The sequence below is a fragment of the Mesorhizobium kamtschaticum genome, from assembly GCF_056174585.1.
The window spans coordinates 4375097-4394415 of record NZ_CM149691.1 but is presented as its reverse complement, the minus strand read 5'-3'; the positions used below and the strand labels follow the sequence as shown (position 1 = coordinate 4394415).

Genomic DNA, 19319 nt, shown 5'->3' with positions numbered 1-19319 from the left:
GGAATTGGATTATTTCTTGGCGTTCTGGTTGGCCACCGGTTCGCCCTTGACGCGCACATCGGCGATCGTCGAGCGCAGCGCCGTGACCTTGGTGCCACCGCCCAGGTCGATCTCGAGCTCGTTATCGTCGATCACCTTCGTCACCTTGCCGACGAAACCGCCGCCGGTGACGACCGTGTCGCCGCGACGGACCGCCGCCAGCATCTCGCCGCGCTTCTTCAGCTGCGTGCGCTGCGGGCGGATGATCAGAAAATACATGATCACGAAAATCAGGACAAACGGCAAAATGCTGATGAGCATATCGGGAGAGGCGCCGCCGATGCCTTGGGCGTATGCCGGTGTCACGAACATCGAGAGTACTCCTGAATTTTGAAAACAGCCGCCAGCCGTCCTGCGGAGTTTGGCGGCCCCTTGAAATTTGGCCGGAATATAGTCGGTAAAGTTGTCAATGCAACTGCGCGGCCAGCCAAATCGGCTGCTTTTCCGGCTTGTTGAGCCGTGTTAGAGCATGACCGCGAAAAGCGCGAGCCGGTTTTCCGAAAAGATCACGCTCGAACAAACGGTTGGAACCGGTTTCGAACCCGACGGAATCGAACGCCCCCACCTGCCCGCCCCAGGAAACGAACCAAAAAAGACCTGAAATGACCGACAGCAGCATCGACGCCCTCAACAAGAAACTTGACCGCCTGATCGAGGCGGTCAGCCGCCTCGCCCCGCCGCCGGTGCCTGAAACCGACCTCGGCGAGGCCGACTGCTTCGTCTGGCAGGCCGATCCGGGCTATCTGGAACCGGTGCGCAAGGTCAACCGCGTCGACATCGGCCTGATCCGCGGCGTTGACCGTGTCCGCGACATCCTGGTCGACAACACCGAGCGATTTGCCGCCGGCCACCCGGCCAACAACGTGCTGTTGTGGGGCGCGCGCGGCATGGGCAAATCGTCGCTGGTCAAGGCCGTGCATGCCGAGATCAATGCCAAGGCCAAATCCGACCTGCCGCTGAAGCTGATCGAAATCCACCGCGAAGACATCGACACGCTGCCGAAGCTGATGGGTTTGCTGAAGGCGGCCCGCTTCCGCGTCATCCTGTTTTGCGACGATCTGTCCTTCGATCATGACGACACCTCCTACAAGTCGCTGAAGGCAGCACTCGAAGGCGGCGTCGAAGGCCGCCCGGCCAACGTCATCTTCTACGCCACCTCGAACCGCCGCCATCTGTTGCCGCGCGACATGATCGACAACGAGCGCTCGACCGCCATCAACCCGTCCGAAGCGGTCGAGGAGAAAGTCTCGCTGTCCGATCGTTTCGGACTTTGGCTCGGCTTCCACAAATGTTCGCAGGACGAATATCTCGAGATGATCAACGGTTATGCCAGCCATCACGGCCTCGACATCGACCCCGAGCAGCTGCGTGCCGAGGCGCTGGAATGGGCGACGACGCGCGGCAGCCGCTCTGGCCGCGTCGCCTGGCAGTTCACCCAGGATCTGGCCGGCCGGCTTGGCAAGCCGCTCAAGGATTGAAGCGTGTCACCTGGGCGGCTGCGCCCGCCGCAAGTCGCGCGGTGTTTGGCCAATCTCACGGCGCATCCAATGCGCCAGATGTGATTGATGCGCGAAGCCCGTCAATTCCGCAACCTCGCTTGTGCTGAGATCGCCCTGCTGCAGCAGAACGCGCGCGCGTTCGACGCGACGCCGCAACACGTAGCGATGCAGGGTGACGCCCGTCGCCACCTTGAACCATGTCCGCAAATGCGAGCTGCTGGCGCCGGCAACCCGGGCTAATCGATGGATCGAAAGCGGCTCGTGGAGAGCCGCCTCAATATGCTCCAGAACACGCTTGAGCTGGGTATCCGACAACCGGTTCGTTCGGTCGATGTCTGAATCGTCGAGGCCGAGCAGCCTGACCGCGAGCGCGGCACCAATGCTGTCGGCAAACAGAGAGCCGCTCGGCGCGCCTGCATCGAGATCGCTCTGGAGTGCTCGAGCAAGATGCTCGATGCGTTGGTCACGAAGCAGATGGCGCGTGTCGAGCCGCAATGACGGCGCCCTGCCGCCGAGTTCCGCCGCTACCCTTTCCATCAAGGCTGGCTGCAAGGCGATCTCGATCGTGTCAAACGCGGTCTCGGCCTCGAAACCGCCCTCCTCGCCAGCCGGCACCATGTCGATATCGCCGGCGCGCCTGACGAAATAGCGTCCAACCTGATTGCAGTAGGAGCGCGTCGCCGCGCTTGCATGCACCATGATGCGATGGTGCGGCGCCCGGGACAGACGATGGACGCCCGCCTCGATATGCCGGGAAACCATTGTTACGTCGGAAGGAGATCGGGCCGGAGCGAATTGCGGACGCATGCTCTCTCGATTCATGGCGAAACCTGTTCAAGATTTGGCAATTCCCGCGCGATTTTCAATGCCGCGAACCTGTACTCACGCCTCTCCATCAAGCTTGAAAGAGAGGTTGCCATGAGTTTCTATGTTGTTGTCGGAGCAGGCCCGGTTGGTCGCGAGACCGCTCGCCTTCTCAGCGAAGAAGGACATGAGGTCGTTCTCACAAGCCGTAGCATCGGTTCGCACGCGTTGCGGAACGTGCGAGCCATACAGGCCGACGCCACGGATGCCTCCGAACTGTCGCGTATCTGCCAAGGCGCCGATGCGATCTTCATGTGTGCCATGGCCACATATCACAGGTGGCCGACCGACTTTTTCCCCATCATCGACGGCACCGTGCGCGCGGCCGAAGCGGTCGGCGCCAAGCTCATTGTGCTCGGAAACCTCTATGGTTATGGGAAAAATGCCGACAGCCCGCTTCGCTCCGACCTATCCCTGGACCCGACTTCGAAGAAGGGAACCGCCAGGACGATCATGTGGCAGCGGGCGGTCCGCGCCAATGTACCGGCGATCGAAGTACGCGCCAGCGACTATCTCGGGCATGGCGCGATCAGTTACTTCTCGCTGGTCGCGCTGCCCTCCATCATCGAGGGCAAGCCCACCGCCTTCATTGGAGACCTCGACGCAACTCATGCGTGGAGCTTGACCAAGGACGTCGCGAGCACACTTGTCGCGGCTTCCCGTTACACGGGCGAATGGGGGCGAGCGTTTCATGTCCCCTCGCAACACGCCTCGCCCCGGGAGCTCATCCAGAAAACCGCAGCGATGCTGGCACGAGAGGTTTCAGCGATACGTTCCTATTCCGTCGCGCAGATGGAAGCCTTGGGCATGCATGAGCTCATCGAGATGAGCTACCTCTTCGAGAGCCCCCTGCTGGTTGATTCCTCCGACACCGAGGCGCTTCTGGGCGTGAAGGCCAGCAGCCTTGAGGAGATGATCGCCGACACGCTCCGTGATCATATGTGAACCCTGCGAGCGGGCTTTTGGACAAAACTGAAAAAGCCCGCTCCTTGCGGAACGGGCTGAGCCGGCGGGCCGGACTGGAGGTCAGACGGCCCGCAAATCGCTTTTTTTATTCTATTCGAGATAACCCGACGGATCGACCGGGGCCGAGTTCTTGCGCACTTCGAAGTGCAGCTTCGGCGAGTCCGTCGTACCGCTCATGCCCGAGAGCGCGATTTCCTGGCCGCGCTTGACCTTCTGGCCGCGCTGCACCTCGATCGAGCTGGCGTGGCCGTAGACGGTGACCAGGCCATTCTCGTGGCGCACCAGCACCGTGTTGCCGAATTCCTTGAGCCCGTCGCCGGCATAGATGACGACGCCATTCTCGGCCGCCTTGACCGGCGTGCCCGTCGGCACGGCGATGTCGACACCGTCCTTGCCGGACCCGAAGCCGGAGATCACCCGGCCGCGCACCGGCCAGCGCATCTTGCCAATCCCGGTGGCATCGGGCGCCACCGCATCGTCGTCCTCGGCCTGCTGGATGACTTTCGAATTTCTTGGGCGGCGTGTACGATGCCAGCGTTTCCGCAGGCGTGGCCTTCGCGGCGGGTTGCGTCGTGGCCGTGGTCACCGGATCGACCTTCGCCGGCTTGGCGCTGGCGACCGTCGCGGTTCCGCCGGCCGGCACCTTCAGGGTCTGGCCGATCTTGAGCAAACCATCCTTCATGCCGTTGGCCTGCTTCAGCGCCACGACGCCGACGCCGGTCTTCCTGGCGATTGAGGACATCGTGTCACCCGACTGGACCGTATAGGTGCCGGCAGCACCGGTTGCCTTGGCGACCTGCGCCGGCTTGGGCTCCTTGGGCTGGCTTGCAGCCGCCGACGCATCGACCTGCGCGGCGGACTTGCCTTCCTTGAGCTTCGGTTGCTGCGGCAGGACGGCGACCTTGTCCGGCGCGGTGGCCGGCAAATCGGGCTTGCCATCCTTCGCCGGCTTTGCGTCGGCGACTTTCGGTTCGGCCTTGCTCGAATAGGCATAGGCCGGGATGACGATCTTCTGCCCGGTCTTCAGTCCCTTGGTCGCGCTAAGCCCGTTGACCTTCATGATGACGTCGGCCGGCACTTTGTAATGCTGCGCCAAGCCGTTGATCGTTTCGCCGTCGCGAACGACGATCTCGGTCGCGTGCGGCCGGCCCGCCTCTGCCATCTTCGGCTCGTCGGGCTGGGCATTCTTGAACGGCTTCGCAGCCGGCTCGACGGTGCCGGTTGTGGTCCTGTCGACATGCGGCGCCGGGCGCACCATGGCTGGCGCCGATGCGACACGCACAGGATTGGCGGCAGGCGCGAGTGCCGGCGCGGCCTGGGCTGAAACGGGCGGCGGCAACGGCCGGCTCGAAACCGGCTCGAGGCTGGAGCGGCTGACCGACTGGGTGTGGCTGCCGTCAAGCGGAGCTGCGGAGACATCGCCCGGATAGGGCTGCACGGCATCCTGCTTGTTGATGATGGCGCGCTGATTGTTTGTCGAGGAAGTGAAGACATCGTCGACACTGTTGAACCGCGAAGCCTGGGAACTGCACCCGGCGGCCGCGCCCGCAATCATGAGAACAGCGCAGCCCCGCGCCAGATTGCGACTGTTTGCCTTCAAAACACTGAGTTGCATCGCACTAACCCGCACAAAACTCTCACCAACTGAGACAGGATTAAAGCGCGTTAATGTTACTGGGCGGTTAACCCATTAGAATCCGACGAAAATTTTCTTAAAACATTTTGGGGCCACCTCGGAGCGGCCAGCGGCTCAGGCTTGGTCGGTCGGGAATGCTGGTCCGCGGCAGCCCGAGCCTGGCATCCCTTGAAGATGTGGCGCAGACCTGGGTCATCGGTACGGATCCAGTGCGAGGATCGAGCGGCAGCGCGACCTGTTCAAGCATGCTTCGTATTCAAGCAAGCTTGTTCATGTCCGTGCGGCACTTCTGAAATATCCCCTACTGTTGCGTTGAGGTAACGGTACTTCGGGGTTGAGTTCGGATAGGGTCAGGACGGGCTTTGGGGGGTACTTCTATGAAACGTTTTCTGATTGCCGTGACGGCTGCCGCTGCTTTGGCTCTCGTTGGGCACGCATCCGCCGCCGATCTCACCGAGACGCCGGTCGCCGCCAGCTACGACTGGAGCGGCCTCTATATCGGCGCCAATGGCGGCTGGGGATCGAGCCACTCCTGCTGGGACGCGTCGTTCTTCGGCCTGTCTTTCAGCGAGGGCTGCCATAACGCCACCGGCGGGGCACTCGGTGGACAAATCGGCTATCGCTGGCAGCGCAACGACTGGGTGTTCGGGGTGGAGGCGCAAGGCGATTGGGCCGATCTGAAGGGCTCCAATCAGTCCGAATTTATCCCGGTCTTTACAGATCGCTCACGCGTAGACGGGTTTGGATTGTTGACTGCCCAGGTCGGATATAGCTTCAGCAACGCCCTCGTCTACGTCAAGGGCGGAGCCGCCGTAACGCGTAACCATTTCGAGGTCGTCACCACATTTCCTCCCAATACGCTTGCTGGCACGACCGATGATCAGACCCGTTGGGGCGGCGCGCTGGGAGCCGGCGTTGAATATGGCTTTGCCCCGAATTGGTCGCTCGCCGTCGAATACGATCACCTGTTCATGCCCGACAAGACCACCGATTTCGCGTCCGTCGGATTGCCCTTCCCGTTCGGCACGGACCGCATCAGCCAGAGCGTCGATCTCGTTGGCTTACACCTGAATTACCGCTTCGGCGGTTGAGGAACACGAGACGGGGTGACGCGCCGTGCATGCGGCGCTGTCAGCCGCGCACGCATGACCAACCAGTCCGTTCGTTCTCAGATCACCGCCGCGACGCTGCGCAGGATCGGCTGCAGCCGCACCATGCCGATGTCCTCGCGCTCGAAACGGCTGCCGACCTTGGTCAGCTTGGCCAGCACCTGCTCGCCCTCCTCCGGCCCGATCGGCGCGATGACGATGCCGCCGCTCGACAGTTGGTCGAGCAGAAAGCGCGGCAGGCTGTCGAAGGCAGCCCAGGCAACGATGCGGTCAAACGGCCCTTCGGCCGGCAAGCCGCCGGAGCCGTCGGTCTGGCGCACGATGACATTGCCGATGCCGAGTGCCTCAAAACGCTGCCTGGCTTGCTCGACCAGCGTCTTATAGCGATCGATGGTCACGACGCGCGCCGCCAGCCGCGACATCACCGCCGCCGTATAGCCCGATCCGGTGCCGATCTCGAGGACACGGTTTCCCTCTTCAAGGGCAAGTGCCGCGATCACCGCCGCCTGCATGTCGGCGCCTTCGATCGCCTCGCCGCATTCGATCGGCAGCATGCGGTCGGACCAGGCGATCTGATGGAAATGAGGCGCCAGGAAACCGCGCCGTGGTGTCGCCTCGAAAGCCGCGATCAGCGCCTTCGGCACCGTTCCCCTGCCGCGCAGGCGCAACAGGAAAGCGGCAAATCCTTCGCGATCATCGATTGGCAGGTTCATGCAAGCGCCTTGCTCAGCTGGTCACGGATCTCATGCGCGGTGAGGTCGAGCTGCAATGGCGTCACCGACACCAGGCGGTTGCGCAGCGCGTAAAGGTCGGTGCCTTGCTTGCCTTCGACCGGCTCACGGCCGAAGCGCAGCCAATAGTAAGGCAGGCCGCGCCCGTCGCGGCGCTCGTCGACCCATAGGCTGTGCACGAGTTTTCCCTGCGAGGTGACCACCGTGCCGGCGACCTCTTCAGGAAGGCAGTTGGGAAAATTGACGTTGAGCAGCACGCCGTCCGGCAATGGCGTCGCGACGAGCTTCTTCAGCAGCGCCGGCGCCAGCGCCTCGGTGGTCTCGTAGGGAACGACGCGATCCTCGCCGACGTAAGAGTAGCCCTGGCTGAGCGCGATCGAGCGGATGCCGAGCAGCGCGCCTTCCATGGCGCCGGCGACGGTTCCCGAATAGGTCACGTCGTCGGCGATGTTGGCGCCGGAATTGATGCCGGACAGGATCAGGTCGGGCGCACCGGGCAGGATCTTCTTCACGCCCATGATGACGCAGTCGGTCGGCGTGCCGCGCACGGCAAAGTGCTTCTCGCCAATCTTGCGCAGCCGCAACGGCTCGGAGATCGACAACGAATGCGCATAGCCGGACTGGTCCTGCTCCGGCGCCACCACCCAGACATCGTCGGACAGTGTGCGGGCGACGCGCTCGAGCGACGCCAGGCCCTCGGCATGAATGCCGTCATCATTGGTCAGAAGAATGCGCATTATTTCGCTTCGATCTTTGCCAGACCGCCCATGTAAGGCCGCAGCACTTCAGGAATGGTTACGCTGCCATCCTCATTCTGGTAGTTTTCGATGACAGCTATGAGAGCGCGGCCGACAGCGGTGCCCGAACCGTTGAGCGTGTGGACGAAGCGGTTGCCCTTGCCATCCCTGTCCTTGTAGCGGGCATCCATGCGCCGCGCCTGGAAATCGCCGCAGACCGAACAGGACGAGATTTCGCGATAGGCATTCTGGCCAGGCAGCCAGACCTCGATGTCATAGGTCTTGCGTGCGCCAAAGCCCATGTCGCCGGTGCACAGCACCATGGTGCGGAACGGCAATTCCAGCCGCTTCAGCACTTCCTCGGCGCATTGCGTCATCCGTTCGTGCTCGGCGAGTGAGGATTCCTGGTCGGTGATCGACACCAGCTCGACCTTGTAGAACTGGTGCTGGCGCAGCATGCCGCGCGTGTCGCGCCCGGCCGAGCCCGCCTCCGAGCGGAAGCACGGTGTCAGCGCCGTATAACGCAGCGGCAGCTTTTCATGCGCGGTGATTTCTTCGCGCACCAGGTTGGTGAGTGGCACCTCGGCGGTCGGGATCAGGCCAAGTCTGCCCTCCCCGTGCTGCACAAAGAACAGATCCTCCTCGAATTTCGGCAATTGGTTGGTGCCGAAAAGCACCTCGTCTCGGACCATCAGTGGCGGGATCACTTCCTCATAGCCATGCTCGGTCGTGTGCAGGTCGAGCATGAATTGGCCGATGGCGCGTTCCATCCGCGCCAGGCCGCTCTTCAGCACGGTGAAGCGCGAGCCCGACAGCTTTGCCGCCCGCTCGAAATCCATCATGCCGAGCGCTTCGCCGATCTCGAAATGCTCCTTCACCCAGTTCGGCCGCGTCGGCACCGTGCCGACAATGTGTTTGACGACATTGTCGTGCTCGTCCTTGCCGACCGAGACGTCGTCGAGCGGCACATTGGGCAGCACCGCCAGCGCGTCGTTGAGCGCCTTGTCCAACTCGCGCTCGCGCGCCTCACCATTCTGGATGAAGGTTTTTATCTCGCCGACTTCGGCTTTGAGTTTTTCGGCAAGGGCGGCATCGCCCGAACGCATGGCGTTGCCGATCTCCTTCGAGGCGGCGTTGCGGCGCTCCTGTTTGGTCTGCAGTTCGGTGACATGCTCGCGCCGCGCCTCATCCTTGGCGATCAGCCCGTCGACCGTGGACTGCGCCTCAGCCGCCGACCACGAGCGCTTCTCCAGCGCCTCGACAAGGGCCTTCGGGTTGTCGCGAATCCATTTGATGTCAAGCATGGTTTATCCGTCCTCAGCTATGCGAGAGGGCGTAAACCGCATCCTTGATTGATGCAAGATAGGCCGGGCAGCGACGGGCTCTTTCCGGCGTTGCCTGTTGTTTTACGAAGCGGCCGGCGCTGGAGGCTCGTCCGGCGTTTTATCGGCCACGGTCTCGCCGGCCTCTTCCTTCTCGCGCGCAACCCGCTGCTTTTCCTGATCCCGCTCGATCCAGCGCGCGGCCCAGATCGAGACCTCGTAGAGAAGGATGGTCGGAATGGCCAGGCCGATCTGGCTCATCGGATCCGGCGGTGTCAGCACGGCAGCAACGATGAAGGCGATGACGATCGCCCATTTGCGTTTTTCCGCCAGCGCCTTGGACGACAGCATGCCGACACGCGTCATCAGGCTGGTCACCACCGGCAGCTGGAACACCAGGCCGAAGGAGAAGATCAGCGTCATGATCAGGCTGAGATATTCCGACACTTTCGGCAGCAGCGAAATCTGCACCTGATCGTCCGTGCCGACCTGCTGCATGGCGAGGAAGAACCACATCACCATCGGGGTGAAGAAGAAATAGACCAGCGAAGCGCCCATCAGGAACAGGATGGGCGACGCGATCAGGAACGGCAGGAAAGCGTTGCGCTCGTTCTTGTACAGGCCAGGCGCGATGAATTTGTAGATCTGCGTGGCGATCAGCGGAAAGGCGATGACCATGCCGCCGAACATGGCGAGCTTGACCTGCGTGAAGAAGAATTCCTGCGGCGCGGTGTAGATCAGCTCGACCTTGTGCGGGTCGAGGCCCGCCCACTTCGTCGCCCATTTGAACGGGACGACCAGAAGGTTGAACAGCCTCTTGGCAAAGAAGAAGCAAACCAGGAAGGCGACGAAGAACCCACCGAGCGACCAGATCAGTCGCCTGCGCAGCTCGATCAGATGCTCCATCAGTGGAGCGGACGATTTCTCGATCTCGTCCTTTTCCTTGTCCGAAACGCTCACTTGGCGGCTCCAGCCGTCTTTTTGGCCACCGGCTTCTTCGCCGGAGCAGGCTTCGGTTCGGCTTTCGCCACGGTCTTGGCAGCAGTCGCCTTGGCGGCGGCGGGCTTCGTCGAAGCGGCGGTTGCCGGCTTTGCCGCTGTCGCGGCCTTTGTCGATGTCTTGGGTGCTGGTGTCGCTTTCGCCGCCACCACGGGTGCGGCCTTTGCCGTCACCACTGGTGCGGCTTTTGCCGTCGCCACCTTCGCGGAAGTCGCGGCCTTGGACGGCGCTTTCGCTGCCGGTGCGGTCTTGACGGCTTTCCTGGCCGCGGATGCCTTCGGCGCCACGGCGGGTTCCGTGGATGTCGCCACCACCGATTCGTCGGTCATCGCCGGGAAAATCGGCGTTGCAGGGGCGGCTTCCGGCCCGCTGACGCCAGGCATTTCTGTCGCACCGTTCTTCAACGGCTCAGCCGCCTGTGGCGTCGAAGCGGCGGGCGTTGCCGGATCAGCGGCCGGCTTCATCGCCGCATCGACACCGGCGCGCACATCGGCCGCCGCCTGTTCGAACGGATTGAGCTGCTTCTTAATCTCGGCAACCGGGCTGAGGCCCCTGAGCTCGTCGACCGACTTCTTGACGTCGTCGAGCTCGGCTTCCTTCAGCGCCTCGTTGAACTGCTTTTGGAAATCGGCCGCCATGGCGCGCAGCTTCGCCGTCGTGCGCCCGAAGGTGCGCAGCATGTTGGGCAAATCCTTCGGCCCGACGACCACGATCATAACGATCGCGATCACCAGCATTTCGGTCCAGCCGACTTCAAACATGGCAATCTGTTCCGACTAGAACTTTTTGGCTCAGCTCTTGCTGGCCTTTTCCTTCACGGCCGAAACGGTCTCATCGGCACGGTGTTCGACGGTGCGCTTGTCCTCGGCGACGTCGTCGTCCGCCATACCCTTCTTAAAGCTCTTGATGCCCTTGGCCATGTCGCCCATCAGCTCCGGAATCTTGCCGCGGCCGAACACCAGAAGCACGATGACCAGCACGATCATCCAGTGCCAAATCGAAAATGAACCCATAGCAAATCTCTCTCGAATGTTTTCCCTGGCGATGATCTATGCGTTTTCGCGTTGGGATTCAAACACAACCGCGACAGAGTTTATGAAAGGCTGGCGGAAGTCACGCATTTTCGGCAAGGCGGCCCGCTACCAAACGGCGCATGTAAAGGCGTAAAGCCGCTTTTGATAGACGCTTGCGGTCAATCTTCCGTGACGCGTGGCGTCAAAAGGCCGAGTTCCTCGAGATCGATGTCGGTCAGTGGATCCTCGTCCTCGGTCAGTGCATCGGGATCGGCCGGCGGCTGCGGAATGGAGAAGTTCGACGGCATGCGTCCCGAAAGCAGGCCGGCGCCCTTCAGTTCCTCCATGCCGGGAAGATCGCGGATTTCCTCGAGTGCAAAATGGTCGAGGAAAGTTTCGGTGGTGCCGTAGGTGACGGGACGGCCGGGTGTTTTGCGGCGGCCGCGCATGCGCACCCACTCCGTCTCGAGCAGCGTGTCGAGTGTACCCTTCGACGTCTCGACACCGCGGATATCCTCGATCTCGGCGCGCGTCACCGGCTGGTGATAGGCGATGATCGCCAGCACTTCGAGCGCCGCCCGCGACAGCTTGCGCTGCTGCACCGTGTCGCGGCTCATCAGGAAGGCCAGGTCGCCGGCGGTGCGGAACGCCCAGGCATCACCGACGCGCGCCAGATTGACGCCGCGCCGCGCATAGACCTGCTGCAACTCGGCCATGGCAAGGGCGATGTTGATGCCGTCGGGAAGGCGCGCGGCAAGCTGCTTTTCGCTGACCGGCTCGGCGCTGGCGAAGACAATCGCCTCGGCCATGCGCACGGCCTCCGCCATATGCAGGCGCTCGGCCGGGTTCTGGGTCGAATTCTGGACGGAAGCCTCGTCGAGATCCCCCTCTTCCGGCCCATCATCCACCTTGAAGGGGATAACCGAAGCGTTGGCGCGTTCGCTCATGATGCCACCTCGACTGCCTTGATTGCCTGCACCCGGCCGCGCAGATAGATCGGTGCGAACGTCTGATCCTGCCGCAAATCCATCGTGCCGTCGCGCACCAGTTCCAATGTTGCCGCGAAGGAACTGGCGATCGCCGTGCGCCTCTCCTCAGGGCTGGTCATGTACACGATCAGGAAACTTTCCAGCGTCGTCCAGTCGCTGACAGCTCCGACCAGGCGGGTCAGGATGTCGCGCGCGTCCTTGAGCGACCAGACACCACGCCTGGCGATGGTCACATTGTTGATCGCCTGCTTCTGCCGCTGCTGGGCATAAGCGGTCAAGAGATCGTAGAGCGACGCCGAATAGGCGTTGCGCTTCTCGATGATGACCATTTCCGGCATGCCGCGCGCGAACACGTCGCGGCCGAGCCGGTTGCGGTTGACCAGACGCGCCGACGCGTCGCGCATGGCTTCCAGCCGCTTCAGCCGGAATTGCAGCACCGCCGCCAGTTCCTCGCCGCTCTCGCCTTCTTCGCCCGGCTGCTTGGGGATCAACAGCTTCGATTTGAGGAAGGCGAGCCACGCCGCCATCACCAGATAGTCGGCTGCAAGCTCCAGCCGCAGCGCCCTCGCCGTCTCGACAAAGGTCAAATACTGCTCGACCAGCGCCAGGATCGAGATGCGCGCCAGATCGACCTTCTGGGTGCGGGCAAGATGCAAGAGAAGATCGAGCGGACCTTCGAAGCCGGCAACGTCGACGACCAGCGACGGATCGCCGGTGACGCGTGAATCGTCATTCTCGGCCCACAGACGGTCCATCGGTGCGGCCTTCGCGGCCTTGCTTTCCAATGTTTCCGCCACTGCCCTGCTACTTCCCTTCGTTAGGCCACCGCATCGAAATAGGTGGCGAATTCAGCGCGTATCTCGGTTTCCTCGACCGCGTCGTGTTTCTTTATATAGGTCAGTGCCCGCTTTGCGCGCTCCAGCGACTTGCCTTCAAGCCCCTTGGTCCGCGACGCGATGCCCGCCATCTCCTCGAAAACGCCATTGCAGTGAAGGACCAGATCGCAGCCCGCCGCAAGGATCGAGGCCGCCTTTGTCGGGAAATCCCCAGAAAGTGCCTTCATCGAGGTGTCGTCACTCATCAGCAACCCATCGAAGCCGATCTCGCGGCGGATGATCTCGTCGATGACCTTGCCCGACGTCGTTGCCGGGTTGTTGGGGTCGATGGCGCTATAGACGACATGCGCCGTCATCGCCATCGGCAGGTCGTTGAGCTCCCGGAACGGGGCAAGATCATGCCGCTGCAGATCGCTGAGCGAGGCGTTGACTATTGGCAGCTCGAAATGCGTGTCGGCAAAGGCCCGGCCATGGCCCGGAATGTGTTTCATCACCGGCAGCACGCCGCCCGCCATCAGCCCTTCCGCCGCCGCACGGCCGAGCTCGATAACCGGTCTCGGCTCCTTGCCATAGGCGCGAGCGCCGATGACGTCGCTGGCGCCCTCGATCGGCACGTCGAGTACCGGCAGGCAATCCGCCGTAATGCCGTAGCGCAAGAGGTCGAAGGCGTGCAAACGCGCCATCAGCCAGGCAGCACGGGCGCCGGCGTCATGATCGTCGCGCCACAGCGCGCCAAGCGCCCCACCCGCCGGATAGTTCGGCGCCAGCGGCGGCCGCAGGCGTTGCACCCTGCCGCCTTCCTGGTCGATGAACACCAGCGCGTCCGGGCGGCCGATACAGTCGCGCATCTCGGCGACCAGATCGCGGATCTGCTCGGTCTCGCCGATGTTGCGGGCAAACAGGATGAAGGCCCACGGGCATTCATTGCGATAGAAATTGATTTCTTCGCGGGTGAGCGATTTCCCGGCACAGCCGAGGATCATGGATTTTGATTCGGTCATATCAGGAGTTTAGGGCTTCGAGCGATCAAAGGGAATCGTCTCCGGACACATGCCGTCCAATGCCGGACATGCTTCCACATGAAAAACGTTGGCACATGAAAAACGCTGGCACATGAAAAAGCCGGCGCTACCTTGGGCCGCGCCGGCTTTGATTCGTTGAACGCGTCTAGCGAGAGACGAAGCAGTTGCCGCCGGCAGCCTTGTAGCTGGTGCACAAATTGATGGCATCGTTGCGCGACTGGGCGACAACGCGGACCCGGTAGAACGTGCCCTTGCCGGCAATCTCGGCCTTGACGATGTTGGCGGTGCGGCCGGCAAGCACGTTGCCATAGCGGCGTTGCAGATCCTGGTAGGTCGACTGGGCGCTTTCCACCGTCGGCTGCGAGGCAACCTGCATCGACCACGAACCGCCACCGGTCGCCGTCGTTGCCGGATCGATGGAAGCGACCTGATCGGGCTTGACCTCGCCGACGACGTCGACCGGCTGATCGGACGGACGCTGCGGCGCGATCGCAACCTTGGCCGGAGTGTTGGCTGACTGCGCCTTCGCCGGCTTGGCTGCCGGCTTGAGGGCCGGCTCGTCGTTCGCCTGGGCGGCGGCGGGCGCCACGGTGCCGGTCTGGTCGGCATCGGCCTGGGCCGACGGGGCGACATGCTGCGGCGCCGGATCGCTCGGCTCAGCCGCCGCCACCTGCGGCGCGGCCGGTGCTGGATCCTCGCGCGGCACCAGCGAGCCGTCCGACTTGACCACCATGGTCCTCACCTTGCGCGGCGCAACGGCAACGACATCGGTGTTGGTGCCCTTGTCGGCATCCTGCAGCACCTGCGCGATGCGATCCTCGGACTTGGGCGCGGGCGCCGCATTGTCGACCGGCGCGGCAGTGTCGGCCGCCGCAGCACTTGCAGTGGGCGCGGCATTGCCGGCGTCGGCTCCGCCGGCGGCACTCTGATCAGCAGAAAGATCGACGGCACGGGCCGGATCCTTCGCCTGCACATCCACAGGGACCTCAGTGTTGGTGACAAGCTTCTGCTGCACGGGTTCAGCGGGCTTGGCGCCCTTGACCACCGCGTCATAGACCTTGTTGTCCTGGTTCGGCACCACGGTGCCGCCCGGATTTTCCGGCTTGACCTTGATCGGTGAATTGTCGGCCTTGACGATCACCGGAGCTTCGCTGCTGCCCTTGCCGCCCAAATGCAGGGCAAAGGCACCAACGCCGCCTGCGATCGCCACGGCACCGACGATCGCTGCGATGAACAGGCCGCGGCGGCCCGAAGGCCTCGCCGCCTCCCGCTCGCCGAGACCGGGAACGGACATCGCCTCGTCCAGCTCGGGATCATAGTCGAGTTCATCGACGGTGAAATCGTCCGCCTGCGAGACCGGCTGGCTGCCGGGCAGATTGTCGAGATCGAAGCCGTCAGCGGCGTCGGCATAGCCTGTGTTGGCCGCAGCGCGGGCCGGCATTTCCGCCGGACGCGCCGCATAGGTCCGCGCTTCCGGCTGGAAGGCCGGTTTGACCCCGTCATAACCCGGCTTGGGCTCTTCATAGGACGGAGCCTGATAGCCCGAAGTGAATCCGGCGTTGTAGATTCGTCGGCATAGGCAGCGCTGCTCGCGGGAGCAGCAGGAGCAGGCGCGACCTCCACCGAATTCATTTCCGTCAGCAGGCTGGCGAACTCGGCGTCGAGATCGTCATAGCCAGGCGAGGCCGGCTCATCTTCCTCGAAATGCAGTTCCGGAATGTCGAGATCGTCCGCCAGCGCCACGACGCGCTCCGGCACATCAACCGTTTCGACATCGGGCATGTCTTCGTAGCGCGGGGACTGTCGCTGCAGCGGAGCGGATACGTGGGCTGCATAGGGAGCAGCCGCAACCGGCTCGGGCGCACGGTAGGACGGCACAACAGCCACTGCTGGAGCCAATTCAGGCGCGGCGGCCCTGGCCGCCATCGAGGCGGCCGGCTGCGCGGCGAATGCCGGCTGCTGGGGAACCGGCGTCACGCGGCTCCACGAACGGGTCGGCTCGGTCGGCGCCGAGCGTTCGGCCAGCCAATCGAGGGAATCGGCCTGCTGGGAAGCACCCTCGTCACGCGGATCGAGGTTCCTGGCCAAGGCCGCGTCGAACGCATCATTGTCGAAATCGACATCGACATGACCAGCTGCATCAGAGCTAAGATCCTGGCCCTGAAGCTCATCGAGCAGCAGATTGTCGAGATCGGCATCAGCGGCGCTGGAGGGATGCAGATCCTCGGGCGCCTGTTCGTCGAGATCCCAGTCGAGATCGCCAGGTTCCTCGGCAGCCGTTGCAGGCGCGGGAACATACTGCTGAACGGGAGCGGCAGCCGGCTGAGCCACAAAGGGCTGAGCGATGACAGGCTGAGCCACAACAGGCTCCTTGGCCGACGGCAGCGTGCGCGCCGTCATGGCGCCCAGAAGCGCGTTCAACTCGTCTTCGAGGCTTCGTTCGTCCGCCACGGGGGCCTGCACCGGCTCGGCCATGACGGCTGCCGGAGCGATCGGCGGGACCGGGGCAGCAATTTCGGCGACCGGCTCTTCGACAGGCTCGGCGAACGCGTCGTCCAAGCTCAGATCGAACGCATCATCCGAAACGGCCTCAGGGCTTGAGAAGTCGCCACTGGCGTCCACGGCATCGGCGAGCACTTCGTGCGTTTCCGCGCCATCAAAGGCCACCGGCTCGTCCGCCTGAACGTCAAAATCCATATCGACATCAGCCATGGCGTCGTCGAAGTGACCCTCGAAATCCTCATCGGAAATCGCCTGGGCTTCATGCGCGGCGGCCAGCACCGGCTCGTCCGACTGAACGTCAAAATCCATATCGACATCGGCCATGGCGTCGTCGAAGTGACCCTCGAAATCCTCGTCGGAAATCGCCTGGGCTTCATGCGCGGCGGCCAGCACCGGCTCTGGATAGTCGACCGCGGCCGCAGCCACATGGTGCTGATCCGCGGAATGGTCGTCCAGCATCAGCTCGTCTTCGAGCGAAAGCGCGACCGCATCATCGAATTCAAGCTCGGGGGCCGGCTCGACAGCCACCGGCACTTCGGCAACGGCATGCTGGGGCTCGACGGCCTCGTCTTCGATCTGGACGGCATGGTCCTCGATGTGGAAATCCCGATCGAGCGACGCGGCAAGCTCGTCCTCCATCGGCAGATCGTCTTCAAAGGGCGAAACATCCTCGAGCGAACTGGCGACGGCATTGTCGAAATCGACGTCGAAGGCAGGTTCGACAGCCGGCGCGACTTCGGCAGCGCCGGTATCGGCATGGCTGGCGACGACCGCATGGTCATCGGCACCGGTGAAGTCCAGATGGAAATCGTCATCGAGCGACAGCGCAAGATCGTCGTCGGCCGCAAGATCGTCGTCAGCAGGATGCGTGGCCGCCGTTTCGAATGCCGGCTCATGAGCCTCGACAACCGGAGCGGCAGCGCTGTCGCCAGCGTCGAACTCGCCCATCAGTTCCTTTTCGAGGTCGATCTCGAAATCGTCCCCTTGCGTGGACTGACTAGCGGCCTGCGGTTGGGCCGGCGCCTGCTGCTTGACCGGCTGGCGTGGGTCGAATCCCATGATCCTGGTCAGTTCCGCGAACGGATCATCGTCAGCGATGTCGTTGTTGTCGGCTACTCTCAGCTGGGTTCTGTCTGCCATTATTGTTCCCGAACTCGCACTCATTCGGACGCCATGGACGTCGCGCAGGGTTGGCCCTTACCAGCGCAATGTGGGCAAAAGGTGACAGGTGTTTTAGTCAAACCTAACGCATTTCGGTGGGCGCGGCGGCCCCGATCAGCGTCAGGCCGGACGTGAGAACGTCCGAAACAGCCTGCACCAGCCCTAGTCTGGCATGCGTCAATTGTCGGTCGTTAACCTTAACAAAACGTAAGTCCGGATTATCCGTGCCCCGGTTCCAGTGCCCGTGGAGACTGGAAGCCAGATCATAGAGATAAAATGCCAGCCGATGTGGCTCCAGCGCAAGAGCGGCCGACTCGATCAGGCGCGGATATTCCGCAAGTTTGCGGATCAGGCCAAGCTCACCCTCGTCGGTCAGCAAAGCTGCCGCGGCAGCCAGGCTTTTGCGATCGAAATTCGCCTCGCCCAGCTGCTCACTGGCCTGCCGGAACACCGAATGGCAGCGCGCCGAGGCGTACTGCACATAAAACACCGGATTGTCCTTGGACTGTTCGGTGACCTTGGCGAAGTCGAAGTCGAGCGGCGCATCGCTCTTGCGGAACAGCATCATGAAGCGCACCGCGTCGCGGCCCACCTCTTCAATAACTTCCCGCGCCGTGATGAAATTCCCAGCCCTTTTTCCCATCCGGACCGGCTCGCCGTCGCGAAACAGCTTGACCAGATTGCAGAGCAGAACCGTGAGCTTCACCTCGTCGCCGGCAATCGCCCGCGCCAAGGCTTCCAGCCGCTTGACGTAACCGCCATGGTCGGCGCCAAGCACGTAGATCAGGTCGACGAAGCCGCGATCGACCTTGTCCTTCAGATACGCAACATCGGCGGCGAAGTAGGTGAATGAGCCATCGGACTTGACCAACGCCCGGTCCATGTCGTCGCCGACCGCCGTTGAGCGGAACAGCGTCTGCTCACGATCTTCCCAGTCGTCAGGCTTCTCGCCCTTGGGAGGCGGCAGCTTGCCCTTGTAGATATGGCCCTTCAGCGTCAGATCATTGATCGCCAAGCGGATCTTCCTGGCATTGTCGGCGTGCAGCGTGCGTTCGGAGAAGAACACGTCGTGATGCACGTTGAGCAGCGCCAGATCATCGCGGATCATCGCCATCATCGCGTCGATGGCGCGGTCTTTGACGATGGCTAGCGCCTCATCCTCAGGCATTTGGAGCAGGCTGCGGCCGAACTCTGTCGCCAGCGCCTGACCGAGAGGAACCAAATAATCGCCTGGATAAAGGCCGGGCGGAATCTCGCCGATCTCGTCGCCGAGCGCCTCCCGATACCGCAGTATGACCGACCGGCCGAGCACGTCGATCTGTCCGCCGGCATCGTTGATGACGTATTCCTTGGTCACGTCGTAGCCGGCAAACGCCATCAGATTGGCAAGCGCATCGCCGACAACCGCGCCCCGGCAATGGCCGACATGCATCGGCCCCGTCGGGTTGGCGGAGACATATTCGACATTGGTTTTCCGGCCGGCGCCGATCGTCGAGCGGCCATAATTACGCCCATCGCCCAGAAGGGCCGACAGATGCGCCTGCCAGAAGCCGTCCTTGAGCCTCAGATTGACGAAGCCGGGACCGGCAACCTCGACGGCAGCGACATCCTTGTCGTCCCGAAGCGCCAGTGCCAGCCTTTCGGCCAGCGCGCGCGGGTTCTGGCCGGTGGGCTTGGCCAGCACCATTGCCGCATTGGTCGCGAGATCGCCATGGCTGGGGTCGCGCGGCGGCTCGACGGCGATGCGCGACAGGTCGGGCGAAACGCCGTCCTTGTCTTTCAGATCAAGCGCTTCGACAGCCTTTGTGACTCGCGCGGTGAAATCGGCGAAGATGTTCATGGGTATTGCTCTGGCGGCTTTATGGCGAATCCGGCTCGTTGGCCGGCAAAATCG

21 protein-coding genes are annotated in these 19319 nt (G+C 62.9%); 5 read left to right on the top strand and 16 right to left on the bottom strand.

Annotated features, from left to right (window positions below):
* Positions 1 to 9 precede the first annotated feature (9 nt).
* On the bottom strand, positions 10 to 351 hold the full coding sequence (gene yajC, locus AC0V7N_RS21685; protein WP_027043763.1) for a preprotein translocase subunit YajC: 342 nt from the start codon (positions 349 to 351) through the stop codon (positions 10 to 12).
* 94 nt (positions 352 to 445) lie between these two features.
* On the bottom strand, positions 446 to 658 hold the full coding sequence (locus AC0V7N_RS21680; RefSeq protein ID WP_475450428.1) for a hypothetical protein: 213 nt from the start codon (positions 656 to 658) through the stop codon (positions 446 to 448).
* On the opposite strand from AC0V7N_RS21680, the gene AC0V7N_RS21675 reads away from it, so the two are divergent.
* Positions 642 to 1517 carry an ATP-binding protein gene (locus AC0V7N_RS21675; RefSeq protein ID WP_475450427.1) on the top strand — a complete coding sequence of 292 codons (876 nt, stop codon included), beginning with the start codon at positions 642 to 644 and terminating at the stop codon, positions 1515 to 1517. The two genes, AC0V7N_RS21680 and AC0V7N_RS21675, sit on opposite strands and share 17 nt — an antisense overlap.
* A gap of 6 nt (positions 1518 to 1523) precedes the next feature.
* Here the strand turns inward: AC0V7N_RS21675 and AC0V7N_RS21670 are convergent, their stop codons facing one another.
* Positions 1524 to 2345 (bottom strand): helix-turn-helix domain-containing protein, encoded by an 822-nt coding sequence (locus AC0V7N_RS21670; RefSeq protein WP_475450426.1) that lies wholly within the window; start codon positions 2343 to 2345, stop codon positions 1524 to 1526.
* Between the two features lie 111 nt (positions 2346 to 2456).
* On the opposite strand from AC0V7N_RS21670, the gene AC0V7N_RS21665 reads away from it, so the two are divergent.
* On the top strand, positions 2457 to 3347 hold the full coding sequence (locus tag AC0V7N_RS21665) for an NAD-dependent epimerase/dehydratase family protein (protein ID WP_475450425.1): 891 nt from the start codon (positions 2457 to 2459) through the stop codon (positions 3345 to 3347).
* Between the two features lie 111 nt (positions 3348 to 3458).
* On the opposite strand, the gene AC0V7N_RS40925 is transcribed toward AC0V7N_RS21665, so the two are convergent.
* Positions 3459 to 3839 (bottom strand): murein hydrolase activator EnvC family protein, encoded by a 381-nt coding sequence (locus AC0V7N_RS40925; protein ID WP_503428552.1) that lies wholly within the window; start codon positions 3837 to 3839, stop codon positions 3459 to 3461.
* A 50-nt stretch (positions 3840 to 3889) separates the two neighbouring features.
* On the opposite strand from AC0V7N_RS40925, the gene AC0V7N_RS40920 reads away from it, so the two are divergent.
* From AC0V7N_RS40920 to AC0V7N_RS21650, 3 genes are all read left to right on the top strand, one after another.
* Positions 3890 to 4135: a hypothetical protein gene (locus AC0V7N_RS40920; protein WP_503428553.1), complete on the top strand. Its 246-nt coding sequence runs from the start codon at positions 3890 to 3892 to the stop codon at positions 4133 to 4135.
* Between the two features lie 420 nt (positions 4136 to 4555).
* A complete protein-coding gene (locus AC0V7N_RS21655; protein ID WP_496628048.1) occupies positions 4556 to 4798 on the top strand; it encodes a hypothetical protein in 243 nt (80 codons plus the stop codon).
* Positions 4799 to 5381: 583 nt separating this feature from the next.
* Positions 5382 to 6095, top strand: coding sequence for an outer membrane protein (locus AC0V7N_RS21650; RefSeq protein WP_475450424.1), 714 nt, complete (start codon positions 5382 to 5384; stop codon positions 6093 to 6095).
* Between the two features lie 77 nt (positions 6096 to 6172).
* Here the strand turns inward: AC0V7N_RS21650 and AC0V7N_RS21645 are convergent, their stop codons facing one another.
* The 12 genes from AC0V7N_RS21645 to argS form a co-directional block, all read right to left on the bottom strand.
* Positions 6173 to 6826, bottom strand: a complete 654-nt coding sequence (locus AC0V7N_RS21645) for a protein-L-isoaspartate(D-aspartate) O-methyltransferase (RefSeq protein WP_475450423.1) — start codon at positions 6824 to 6826, stop codon at positions 6173 to 6175.
* Positions 6823 to 7581, bottom strand: coding sequence for a 5'/3'-nucleotidase SurE (surE, locus tag AC0V7N_RS21640; RefSeq protein ID WP_352655206.1), 759 nt, complete (start codon positions 7579 to 7581; stop codon positions 6823 to 6825). Before surE ends, AC0V7N_RS21645 begins: the two co-directional genes overlap by 4 nt.
* Complete coding sequence (gene serS, locus AC0V7N_RS21635; protein WP_475450422.1) at positions 7581 to 8885, bottom strand: serine--tRNA ligase; 1305 nt, start codon at positions 8883 to 8885, stop codon at positions 7581 to 7583. The genes surE and serS overlap by 1 nt, the downstream gene beginning before the upstream one ends.
* 102 nt (positions 8886 to 8987) lie before the next feature.
* The gene (gene tatC, locus AC0V7N_RS21630; RefSeq protein ID WP_496627235.1) at positions 8988 to 9863 is read right to left on the bottom strand and encodes a twin-arginine translocase subunit TatC; all 876 of its coding nucleotides are present in this window, start codon (positions 9861 to 9863) and stop codon (positions 8988 to 8990) included.
* A complete protein-coding gene (gene tatB / locus AC0V7N_RS21625; RefSeq protein ID WP_475450421.1) occupies positions 9860 to 10663 on the bottom strand; it encodes a Sec-independent protein translocase protein TatB in 804 nt (267 codons plus the stop codon). Before tatB ends, tatC begins: the two co-directional genes overlap by 4 nt.
* A gap of 30 nt (positions 10664 to 10693) precedes the next feature.
* Complete coding sequence (locus AC0V7N_RS21620) at positions 10694 to 10915, bottom strand: twin-arginine translocase TatA/TatE family subunit (protein WP_013895102.1); 222 nt, start codon at positions 10913 to 10915, stop codon at positions 10694 to 10696.
* Between the two features lie 179 nt (positions 10916 to 11094).
* On the bottom strand, positions 11095 to 11862 hold the full coding sequence (scpB, locus tag AC0V7N_RS21615; protein ID WP_475450420.1) for an SMC-Scp complex subunit ScpB: 768 nt from the start codon (positions 11860 to 11862) through the stop codon (positions 11095 to 11097).
* Positions 11859 to 12659, bottom strand: a complete 801-nt coding sequence (locus AC0V7N_RS21610; protein WP_475460436.1) for a segregation and condensation protein A — start codon at positions 12657 to 12659, stop codon at positions 11859 to 11861. Before AC0V7N_RS21610 ends, scpB begins: the two co-directional genes overlap by 4 nt.
* 62 nt (positions 12660 to 12721) lie before the next feature.
* Entirely contained in the window at positions 12722 to 13741 is a 1020-nt protein-coding gene (nagZ, locus tag AC0V7N_RS21605; RefSeq protein WP_496627234.1) for a beta-N-acetylhexosaminidase, read from the bottom strand.
* Between the two features lie 166 nt (positions 13742 to 13907).
* Complete coding sequence (locus AC0V7N_RS21600) at positions 13908 to 14138, bottom strand: SPOR domain-containing protein (protein ID WP_475460434.1); 231 nt, start codon at positions 14136 to 14138, stop codon at positions 13908 to 13910.
* 761 nt (positions 14139 to 14899) lie between these two features.
* Entirely contained in the window at positions 14900 to 17404 is a 2505-nt protein-coding gene (locus tag AC0V7N_RS21595; protein WP_475450419.1) for a hypothetical protein, read from the bottom strand.
* Between the two features lie 103 nt (positions 17405 to 17507).
* A complete protein-coding gene (gene argS, locus AC0V7N_RS21590; RefSeq protein ID WP_475450418.1) occupies positions 17508 to 19265 on the bottom strand; it encodes an arginine--tRNA ligase in 1758 nt (585 codons plus the stop codon).
* Between the last annotated feature and the right edge of the window lie 54 nt (positions 19266 to 19319).

What these genes read in the sequence shown, in the direction of transcription:
- yajC (WP_027043763.1), bottom strand. Translation starts at nt 351, where the DNA reads ATGTTCGTGACACCGGCATACGCCCAAGGCATCGGCGGCGCCTCTCCC.
- AC0V7N_RS21675 (WP_475450427.1), top strand. Translation starts at nt 642, where the DNA reads ATGACCGACAGCAGCATCGACGCCCTCAACAAGAAACTTGACCGCCTG.
- AC0V7N_RS21680 (WP_475450428.1), bottom strand. Translation starts at nt 658, where the DNA reads ATGCTGCTGTCGGTCATTTCAGGTCTTTTTTGGTTCGTTTCCTGGGGC.
- AC0V7N_RS21670 (WP_475450426.1), bottom strand. Translation starts at nt 2,345, where the DNA reads ATGCGTCCGCAATTCGCTCCGGCCCGATCTCCTTCCGACGTAACAATG.
- AC0V7N_RS21665 (WP_475450425.1), top strand. Translation starts at nt 2,457, where the DNA reads ATGAGTTTCTATGTTGTTGTCGGAGCAGGCCCGGTTGGTCGCGAGACC.
- AC0V7N_RS21650 (WP_475450424.1), top strand. Translation starts at nt 5,382, where the DNA reads ATGAAACGTTTTCTGATTGCCGTGACGGCTGCCGCTGCTTTGGCTCTC.
- AC0V7N_RS21645 (WP_475450423.1), bottom strand. Translation starts at nt 6,826, where the DNA reads ATGAACCTGCCAATCGATGATCGCGAAGGATTTGCCGCTTTCCTGTTG.
- surE (WP_352655206.1), bottom strand. Translation starts at nt 7,581, where the DNA reads ATGCGCATTCTTCTGACCAATGATGACGGCATTCATGCCGAGGGCCTG.
- serS (WP_475450422.1), bottom strand. Translation starts at nt 8,885, where the DNA reads ATGCTTGACATCAAATGGATTCGCGACAACCCGAAGGCCCTTGTCGAG.
- tatB (WP_475450421.1), bottom strand. Translation starts at nt 10,663, where the DNA reads ATGTTTGAAGTCGGCTGGACCGAAATGCTGGTGATCGCGATCGTTATG.
- AC0V7N_RS21620 (WP_013895102.1), bottom strand. Translation starts at nt 10,915, where the DNA reads ATGGGTTCATTTTCGATTTGGCACTGGATGATCGTGCTGGTCATCGTG.
- scpB (WP_475450420.1), bottom strand. Translation starts at nt 11,862, where the DNA reads ATGAGCGAACGCGCCAACGCTTCGGTTATCCCCTTCAAGGTGGATGAT.
- AC0V7N_RS21610 (WP_475460436.1), bottom strand. Translation starts at nt 12,659, where the DNA reads ATGGACCGTCTGTGGGCCGAGAATGACGATTCACGCGTCACCGGCGAT.
- nagZ (WP_496627234.1), bottom strand. Translation starts at nt 13,741, where the DNA reads ATGACCGAATCAAAATCCATGATCCTCGGCTGTGCCGGGAAATCGCTC.
- AC0V7N_RS21600 (WP_475460434.1), bottom strand. Translation starts at nt 14,138, where the DNA reads ATGCAGGTTGCCTCGCAGCCGACGGTGGAAAGCGCCCAGTCGACCTAC.
- AC0V7N_RS21595 (WP_475450419.1), bottom strand. Translation starts at nt 17,404, where the DNA reads ATGGCAGACAGAACCCAGCTGAGAGTAGCCGACAACAACGACATCGCT.
- argS (WP_475450418.1), bottom strand. Translation starts at nt 19,265, where the DNA reads ATGAACATCTTCGCCGATTTCACCGCGCGAGTCACAAAGGCTGTCGAA.